This is a genomic window from Burkholderia sp. HAN2018 (assembly GCF_024704855.1).
GTDB lineage: Bacteria > Pseudomonadota > Gammaproteobacteria > Burkholderiales > Burkholderiaceae > Burkholderia > Burkholderia cepacia.
On record NZ_QOBB01000332.1, the window covers coordinates 1 to 5,884 of the forward strand.

Annotated in this window: 5 protein-coding genes and 2 pseudogenes; all 7 read left to right on the forward strand. The window is 71.3% G+C overall.

The window, feature by feature from the left end; translation table 11 throughout:
• A pseudogene (locus tag DPV74_RS38380) lies at nucleotides 1–299 on the forward strand (hypothetical protein); the annotation flags it as partial.
• Nucleotide 300: 1 nt separating this feature from the next.
• A complete protein-coding gene (locus tag DPV74_RS38385) occupies nucleotides 301–924 on the forward strand; it encodes a hypothetical protein (protein ID WP_119339078.1) in 624 nt (207 codons plus the stop codon).
• Nucleotides 925–1,908, forward strand: a complete 984-nt coding sequence (locus tag DPV74_RS38390) for a ferritin-like domain-containing protein (protein ID WP_162923262.1) — start codon at nucleotides 925–927, stop codon at nucleotides 1,906–1,908.
• 3 nt (nucleotides 1,909–1,911) lie between these two features.
• Nucleotides 1,912–2,892, forward strand: coding sequence for a ketoacyl-ACP synthase III family protein (locus tag DPV74_RS38395; protein ID WP_119339079.1), 981 nt, complete (start codon nucleotides 1,912–1,914; stop codon nucleotides 2,890–2,892).
• On the forward strand, nucleotides 2,882–4,057 hold the full coding sequence (locus DPV74_RS38400) for a PLP-dependent decarboxylase (RefSeq protein WP_119339080.1): 1,176 nt from the start codon (nucleotides 2,882–2,884) through the stop codon (nucleotides 4,055–4,057). Before DPV74_RS38395 ends, DPV74_RS38400 begins: the two co-directional genes overlap by 11 nt.
• Nucleotides 4,058–4,081: 24 nt before the next feature.
• Nucleotides 4,082–5,656: an acyl-CoA ligase (AMP-forming), exosortase A system-associated gene (locus DPV74_RS38405; protein ID WP_119339081.1), complete on the forward strand. Its 1,575-nt coding sequence runs from the start codon at nucleotides 4,082–4,084 to the stop codon at nucleotides 5,654–5,656.
• A pseudogene (locus DPV74_RS38410) lies at nucleotides 5,653–5,884 on the forward strand (hypothetical protein); the annotation flags it as partial. The gene DPV74_RS38405 and the pseudogene DPV74_RS38410, both read left to right, overlap by 4 nt.

Sequence of the window (5,884 nt, forward strand, 5' to 3'; positions counted from 1 at the left end):
ACATCCGCACCTTCTGCGCGGCCCGCCCCGGCGTGCACGCGGCGCTGCCGTTCTTTCCGGCGACGTCGCGCCGCGCGCTGCTCGCGTCGGTCGGCAAGACGCCGCTGCTGCCCGACGGCCACGGGCTGTTCGGGCATGCGTTCGGCAGCGACCCGTGGCTGTCGGTGCTGCTCGCGCATCGCGACGGCGACACGCCGCGCCGCGCGGCCGTCTGCTCGCTCGCGCTGAACGGCTATTACGCGGTCGCCGACGTCGCATTCGCGCCGGACGCGACGTTCTCTCTCGACAGCGAGGCATGACATGGTGCGGCCCGTTCACTTCACCTACCGGATCGAGCGCGATGCGCGGCAGCCGGTCGCGGTCGCCGCGAGCGCGTACCGGATGCCGCTCGACACGCCGGCCGACTACGCGCGCGCCGCGCTCGCGGAAGCGGCCGGCGAACCATACGACGCCGGCGACGCATCCGGCGGCGAGCGCCGCGTGCTGCTCGACCACGTCCAGTATTTCGCGTTCCTCGCGGAAGCGACCGCGCGAATCCGCGACGCGGTGCATCCGGACGCACGCGTGTTCATCGAAGTCTGCGCGCCGTACTTCGGCGCGCTGCCGGCCGAACTGCTCGCGCCGCACGTGCTGCTCGGCGTGCACCTGTACGACGAAGCGCTGCGCGACGCCGCGCGCGGCGCGCCCGTCGTGTGGATCGGCGACCGGATCCTGCGCGATGCCGAGTTCTCCGGCGACAACCGCGTGTGCTGCGCGATCTGGCCCGCGCGGCTCGCCGATGCGTTCGACGCGCAGCTGCGCGGCGCATGGCCGTCGTACGCGATCCGCCTCGTGCCGCATCCGCCGACACCGCGCGCTGCCGCCACGATGCTTACCGATTCCGCCCATCATTCCGGCGCCGCCGCGCGGCCGGGGAGACCCTAAATGACTGACACGCTCACCGTTATGCAGGACTCGGCCGACATCCGCTGGTCGATGCCCGTCGACGCCCTGATGTCGAACGACTACGCGCTGCGCGAAGAGGCGCTGAACCGGCTTTACGAAAAGGCGAAGGCCGCGCAGTGGGACGTCGCGACCGACGTCGACTGGAGCCACGACCTCGACCCGGCGAATCCGCTCGGCATGCCCGACCCGACGCTGCTGATCTACGGCACCGAGCTGTGGAGCAAGCTGTCCGACGCCGACAAGCGCGAGGTGCGCCATCACGCGCAGGGCTGGCTGCTGTCGCAGATCCTGCACGGCGAGCAGGCCGCGCTGATCTGCGCATCGAAGCTCGCGTCGGCCGAGGATGGCCTGAGCGCGCGCCTGTGCGCCGCCGCGCAGATGATGGACGAAGCGCGCCACGTCGAGGCATACGCGAAGCTCGTCAACGAGAAGCTCGACGTCAGCTACCCGATGAGCCGCTCGCTGAAGGGGCTGCTGCACGACACGATCACGAGCAGCGCGCTCGACATGACGAACCTCGGGATGCAGGTGCTCGTCGAGGGCATCGCGCTGTCGATCTTCCAGAGCGTCATCGCGTACAGCACCGATCCGTTCATCAAGGATCTCTTCCTGCGGATCCAGCGCGACGAGGCGCGTCACTTCGCGGTCGGCCGGATCACGCTGTGCCGCGTGTATGCGGAGATGAGTTCGACCGAGCTGCGCGAGCGCGAGGAATTCGTCTGCGAAGGCGCGGCCGTGCTGTACGAGCACCTGTGTGCGGACGACATCTGGGAGCCGATGGGCCTGTCGAAACGCGAATGCAGCGCGATGGTGCGCGAGTCGCCGGTCTCCAGCTCGATCCGCCGCTCGATCTTCCGGCGCCTGGTGCCGACGATCCGCGAGATGGGCCTGCTCACGCCGACCGTGCAGGCGACCTTCGAAAAACTCGATGTTCTCGACTACGCGGCGATGCCGCTTAACTGAACCATGACGAACTCCTCCCAAGCGTCACACGATTTCTGGATCGGTATCGACGCGGTGGCCTACGAACTGCCGGGCCTGCCCGTCGACATCGAGGCGTGGGCCGCCGAGCGCGACTACCCGGCGCAACGGGCCGCGGCGATCGCGCAGTCGGGCAGCCGCTACTTCCACATGGCGCTCGACACGAGCGAGACCGATCTCGCGATCGCGGCGGCGGGCCGCCTGCTTGACACCGCGCGCGTGCATCCGTCCGACATCGGCGCGATCGTCCACGTGCACACGCAGCAGTTCAGCGTGCCGCCCGCGCCGCGCAGCCTGCCGCACGAGCTCGCCGCGCAGCTCGGCATCGAGCCGCTGTGGCTCGGCTCGGTCGCGCAGCTGAACTGCGTGTCGGTCGCGGCCGGCATCGAGACCGTTCGCGCGCTGATGCGTCGTTATCCGCAACTCGACGCGGCGCTCGTCGTGTCGTCCGACCGCGTGTACGGCGAGGATTACCGGATGCGGCAGATGACGGGCGTGCAGTGCGACGGCGCGGCCGCGATGCTGATCGCACGCAACAGCACGAAGAACCGGCTCGGCGGCATCGCGATCGAGACGCACGCGAAATGGCATCGCGGCTCGGACACCGTCGCCGCGAACGAGGCCGACCTGATCATGATGGAGTGGCCGTACACGCGCAAGGCGATCGACGCGGCGGTCGCGCTCGAACCGCACGCGCTCGACGCATACGAGCTCGTGCTGCCGCACAACGCCGACCTGCCGGGCTGGAACGCGCTGTGCCGCGCGATGCGCGTGCCGGCCGAGCGGCTGTATGCGGAGAACATCCATGCGCGCGGCCATGCGTGCTGCTCGGATTTCCCGATCAACCTGGCCGACGTCGGGCTCGACGCGGTCGCGCGCGGGCAGCGCGTGCTCGGCGTGATGCAGTCGAACTGCGGCGCGTATGCGGCCGCCACGCTTCATCCGGTGGGCCGCCATGACGCCTGAGCGCCCGCTTCCACCCACCGGCGACCACGCGTGGATCGCCGACCTGCGCACGCCGTGCTACGTGTACGAGCCGGAAGTCGCGGTCGCGCGCTACCGGTCGCTGAAGGCGCGGCTCGGCACGCGGCTGATCGTGTCGCTGAAGGCGAACCCGAACCAGGACATGCTCGCGCGCTGTGCCCATGCGTACGAGGACGGCGTCGAACTCGCGAGCCGCGGCGAACTCGACGCGGTGATCGGCCGGATCAGGACGCCGCGCTACCTGAACAACCCGTCGATGGACGAGATGTTCATGCGCGCCGGGCTCGCGTCGCGCTGCCATTTCGTGCTCGACAACCCGGACGCGGTCGCGCGCTTCGTGCCGCTGGCGCGCGAAGCCGCGGCCGGCGGCAGCACGCCGGGCCCAGTACTGCTGCGCGTGAATGCCGGCGCGCTGGCCGGCGACGACGCGCGGGCGCTGTGGCACGACCACTTCGGGATGACGCCGAACGAGGCGCACGACGCGGTGCGCACGCTCGCCGCCGCCGGCCTGCCCGTTGCCGGGCTGCACGTGTTCTCCGGCCCGCATTCGTTCATCCGCCAGGACGCGACGCAGCCCGACACGCTCGTGCTGCCCGAGCGGCTCGCGGCGCTCGCCCGCGATCTCGCGCCGGCCAACGGCGCACCGCTCGGCTCGCTGAGCCTCGGCGGCGGCTTCGCCGACGATCACCCGGGCGATGCCGCGTTCGAGCGCTATGCGACCGCGCTCGCCCCGCTGGCCGGCCAGTACTCGCTCGCGCACGAATCCGGCCGCGCGATCTTCGCCGACGCGGGCGTGTTCGCGACGCGCGTCGTCGCGGTCAAGACATGGCAGGACCGCACGATCGCCGTCTGCGACGGCGGGCTGTCGCATGCGTTCCTGCTCGCGCAGACCGAATCGGTGATGCGCCGGCTGGCCGCGCCGTCGCTCGTGCGCCGCACGCCGGCACCGCCCGCGCGCGGCGTGCCGACGATCTACGCCGGCAGCACGTGCAGCCGCGCGGACGTGATCGGCCGCGACGATACCGGCGCTCCGCCGCAGGTCGGCGACATCGCCGTGTTCGCGCGCTGCGGCGCCTATCACCGGACGTACTCGATGGCGCATTTCCTGTCCCACGAAGCCGCGCACGTGTACGTGCGGCCCGCCTAGACCCACCAGAGAGAGGAGCCGATCATGAACGCCCTGATCAGCATCGCCGACCTGCTCGACCACGGCGCCGCGCGCTGGCCGCATCATCCCGCGTATGCCGACGGCGGCGGCACGATGACCTACGAACAGCTCGCGCGCGCGGTCCGCCGCGCGGCCGCCGCACTCGCGTCGCGCGGCGTGCGGCCCGGCGAGCGCGTCGCCATCTACGCGCCGAAACGCATCGAAACCGTGGTCGCGATGCTCGCGGCCAACGCACTCGGCGCGATCTTCGTGCCGGTCAATCCGCAATTGAAGGAAGCGCAGATCGAACACATCGTCGCCGACAGCGGCGCGGCGCTGTTCATGACCGGCGCGCAGCGATTGAAGCGCCTGCCGGCGCTCGCCGCGCTCGTCGGCACCCGCACGATGCTGATCGAGGAGCTGGCCGATGCGATCGCCGCGTCCGACGCCGGCGCTGCTGCACCGTTCGCCGCCGGCCGCCCGGTCGACGACGATCCCGCCGCGCTGCTCTACACGTCCGGCTCGACCGGCAAGCCCAAAGGCGTGGTCGTGTCGCATCGCAACCTGGTGTCGGGCGCGTTCAGCGTCGCCGCGTACCAGGGGCTGGCCGACGACGACGTCGTGCTCGGCGTGCTGCCGCTCAGCTTCGACGCGGGCCTGAGCCAGCTCACGACCGCGCTGGCGTCCGGCGCGTGTTACGCGCCGCTCGACTTCCTGCAGCCGGCCGACGTGCCGCGCCATTGCGACGCGTTCGGCGTGACGTCGATCACCGGCGTGCCACCGCTGTGGATGCAGCTCGCGTCGGCCGGCTGGAGCGATACGGCGCGCACGCGAATCCGCCGCTTCGCGAACACCGGCGGCCATCTCGCGACGCCTCTGCTGCACCGCCTGCAGGCGCTGTTCACGCACGCCGCGCCGTACCTGATGTACGGACTGACCGAAGCGTTCCGTTCGACGTACCTGCCGCCGGCCGACGCGGCGTTGCGCCCGACGTCGATCGGCAAGGCCGTGCCGAACGCCGAGATCCTCGTGCTGCGTGCGGACGGCAGCGAATGCGCGGCCGACGAGCCCGGCGAACTCGTGCATCGCGGCGCGTTCGTCACGCTCGGCTACTGGAACCGGCCCGAGCTGACCGCGCAGCGCTTTCGCCCGCTGCCGCGCCGGCACGGCGAGATCCCGCGCCCCGACGTCGCGGTGTGGTCCGGCGACATCGTGCGGCGCGACGCCGACGGCTACCTGTATTTCGTCGCGCGCGGCGACGACATGATCAAGACGTCCGGCTACCGCGTCAGCCCGACCGAAGTCGAGGACGTGCTGTTCGCGCTGCCGCACATCCGCGAGGCGGCGGTGTTCGGCGTGCCGCACGCGTCGCTCGGCGAGGCGATCGCCGCGTGCGTCGTGTCGACGCTCGACGCCGACGCGTGCCGCGCCGACATCGCACGCGCGTGCCGCGACGCGTTGCCGACCTACATGAGCCCGCTCGTCGTCGAGCCGCTGCCGGCGTTGCCGCGCAACCCGAACGGCAAGATCGACCGCCCCGCGCTGAAAAACCAGTATCGCGACGCGTTCGCGCACACGAACGAGGAGACCGCCGCATGACCCTGTCGACGCTCGATGAAACCTGCCTCGGCGCGCGCCGCGTCGCCGAGCCCGGCACGCTCGCCCTGTCCGGCGGCGTCGTGGTGCTGCCGCCCGCCGTCGTGTTCAGCGCGATCCAGGCGCAGGAGCGCCATCCCGGTTACCGGCACCTGCTGCTGCCGCAGGCGCGCTTCGCGCGGCCGCGCGGGATGGGTGCGCTGACGCCCGAGGAAGGCACGCGCCTCGCGC

Coding starts and splice junctions, on each gene's coding strand:
- DPV74_RS38400 (WP_119339080.1), top strand. CDS start 2,882: ATGACGCCTGAGCGCCCGCTTCCACCCACCGGCGACCACGCGTGGATC.
- DPV74_RS38395 (WP_119339079.1), top strand. CDS start 1,912: ATGACGAACTCCTCCCAAGCGTCACACGATTTCTGGATCGGTATCGAC.
- DPV74_RS38390 (WP_162923262.1), top strand. CDS start 925: ATGACTGACACGCTCACCGTTATGCAGGACTCGGCCGACATCCGCTGG.
- DPV74_RS38385 (WP_119339078.1), top strand. CDS start 301: ATGGTGCGGCCCGTTCACTTCACCTACCGGATCGAGCGCGATGCGCGG.
- DPV74_RS38405 (WP_119339081.1), top strand. CDS start 4,082: ATGAACGCCCTGATCAGCATCGCCGACCTGCTCGACCACGGCGCCGCG.